A 2,810-nucleotide genomic window follows, 5' to 3' on the forward strand; every position below is an offset into this window, starting at 1 on the left:
ATCGAAACCAAAGCAGACCTGAACCGCGTGGGAAAGCGGGCCAGAGAGGGTGAGAGCCCCGTAAGGGAAAGCAGAGGGGAGAGGCGGTACCCTGAGTAGGGCGGGGTCGGAGACGCCCCGTTTGAATTTGCCGGCACCATCCGGTAAGGCTAAACACTCCCGAGAGACCGATAGTGGACCAGTACCGTGAGGGAAAGGTGAAAAGCACCGTGAACAACGGGGTGAAAGGAGAACCTGAAACCATGCGCCTACAAGCGGTCAGAGCCCCGAGATGGGGTGATGGCGTGCCTTTTGCATAATGAGCCTACGAGTTGCCGTCACTGGCAAGGTTAACCCCGTTGACGGGGGGAGCCGGAGCGAAAGCGAGTCTGAACAGGGCGCACAGTCAGTGGGGGCAGACGCGAAACTTTGTGATCTACCCTTGGCCAGGGTGAAGCCCCGTTAACACGGGGTGGAGGCCCGAACCAGTAAGCGTTGAAAAGCTTTTGGATGAGCTGAGGGTAGGGGTGAAAGGCTAATCAAACTGAGAAATAGCTCGTACTCCCCGAAATGTCTTTAGGGACAGTGTGGGGGTTGAGTTTGGCGGAGGTAGAGCTACCGATAGGACTAGGGGGAGTCACATCCTACCAAATCCTGACGAACTCCGAATGCCGCCAAACATACCCTGCAATGAGGGCGCGGGTGCTAAGGTCCGCGTCCGAGAGGGAAAGAACCCAGACCCACGGCTAAGGCCCCAAAATCCATGTTAAGTTGAACTAAGGAGGTCCAGCTGCAGCGACAGCCAGGAGGTTAGCTTGGAAGCAGCTATCCCTTTAAAGAGTGCGTAACAGCTCACTGGTCGAGCGGCAGGGCATCGATAATGATCGGGCATAAAACATGGTGCCGAAGCTTGGGATTGCAGCAATGCAGTGGTAGGGGAGCATTCCAACAGCGGAGAAGCCGAGAGATAACTTGAGGTGGAGCGGTTGGAAAAGCAAATGTAGGCATAAGTAACGATAAGGCGGGTGAGAACCCCGCCCACCGATAGACCAAGGTTTCCGCGGCAATGTCAATCAGCCGCGGGTCAGTCGGGTCCTAAGGGGAGGCCGAAAGGCGCACCCGATGGCAAACCGGTTAATATTCCGGTACCAGCGCAGCGGGCGATGGGGTGAAGGAGGAGTGAAAGTCCCACGGGCTGACGGAACAGCCCGTTTAAGGGGGTAGGTATACGTTCTGCAGGCAAGACCGCGGATCGTGCTGAATCCCGAAAGTACCAGGAGGCCTCGGCCGAATGGAGTGGACGGTAACAGGCTCCCGAGAAAACCCCCTAAGCTCAACCGCTGCGGTGCCCGTACCGCAAACCGACACAGGTGGTCAAGGAGAGGATCCTGAGGTGCTCGAGTGAATCATGGCCAAGGAACTCGGCAAATTAACCCTGTAACTTCGGGAAAAGGGGTGCCCGCGGCAACGCGGGCCGCAGAGAAATGGCCCAGGCGACTGTTTAACAAAAACACATGGCTTTGCGAAATCGCAAGATGAAGTATAAGGCCTGACACCTGCCCGGTGCTGGAAGGTCAAGGGGGGGCGTCAGCCGCAAGGCGAAGCGCTGAACCGAAGCCCCAGTAAACGGCGGCCGTAACTATAACGGTCCTAAGGTAGCGAAATTCCTTGTCGGGTAAGTTCCGACCTGCACGAATGGTGTAACGATCTGGGCGCTGTCTCGGCCATGAGCTCGGTGAAATTGTAGTCACGGTGAAGATGCCGTGTACCCGTCACGGGACGGAAAGACCCCATGCACCTTTACTATAGCTTCGCATTGGCACTGGGGGGGTGATGTGTAGGATAGGCGGGAGACGCTGATCCTGCCCCGCTAGGGGCAGGGGAGTCAACGGTGAAATACCGCCCTTTGCCCCCTTGGTGCCTAACCCCGCCTTTTGGCGCGGGACACTGCGTGGTGGGTAGTTTGACTGGGGTGGTCGCCTCCGAAAGTGTATCGGAGGCTTTCAAAGGTGCCCTCAGCACGGTTGGTAATCGTGCGCGGAGTGCAATAGCATAAGGGCGCTTGACTGTGAGGCGGACATGCCGAGCAGGGGCGAAAGCTGGATATAGTGATCCGGTGGTTCTGCATGGAAGGGCCATCGCTCAAAGGATAAAAGGTACGCTGGGGATAACAGGCTGATCTCCCCCAAGAGCTCATATCGACGGGGAGGTTTGGCACCTCGATGTCGGCTCGTCACATCCTGGGGCTGGAGAAGGTCCCAAGGGTCGGGCTGTTCGCCCGTTAAAGTGGCACGCGAGCTGGGTTCAGAACGTCGTGAGACAGTTCGGTCCCTATCTGTGATGGGCGTTGGTGGCTTGAGGGGATCTGGCCTTAGTACGAGAGGACCGGGCTGGACCAACCTCTGGTGTACCGGTTGTGGCGCCAGCCGCACCGCCGGGTAGCCATGTTGGGCAGGGATAAGCGCTGAAAGCATCTAAGCGCGAAACCCGCCCCGAGATGAGGCCACCTATTGAAGGGCCGTGGGAGATGACCACGTTGATAGGCCGCAGGTGCAAAGGCAGCGATGCCAAAGCCGAGCGGTACTAATTGCCCGAACGCTTCACCCTGTGCGCACTTGCGCTCCCTTCCTTTGCCGGCAACTGTCAAGAAATAACAAAAGCCATTAAAAGCACGAAGGTGACTTTGGCGGCAGGGCACCACCTCTTCCCATCCCGAACAGAGAAGTTAAGCCTGCCAGCGCCCATGGTACTGGGGTAACACCCGGGAGAGTAGGCCGTTGCCTTTTTTTATACCAAAAATAAAGCCCCTTTTTCAGGGGCTTTTTTTTATT

Annotated in this window: 2 rRNA genes (1 of these 2 cut by a window edge); both read left to right on the plus strand. The window is 57.3% G+C overall.

What is annotated here, in order from left to right:
* Window positions 1-2,586 (plus strand): 23S ribosomal RNA (locus tag O9332_RS08785); it begins 298 nt to the left of the window's first position.
* Window positions 2,587-2,652: 66 nt separating this feature from the next.
* Window positions 2,653-2,765: ribosomal RNA gene (gene rrf, locus O9332_RS08790) — 5S ribosomal RNA — on the plus strand.
* Window positions 2,766-2,810 lie beyond the last annotated feature (45 nt).

This window comes from Microcystis sp. LE19-10.1B, assembly GCF_027530565.1.
Lineage (GTDB): Bacteria > Cyanobacteriota > Cyanobacteriia > Cyanobacteriales > Microcystaceae > Microcystis > Microcystis aeruginosa.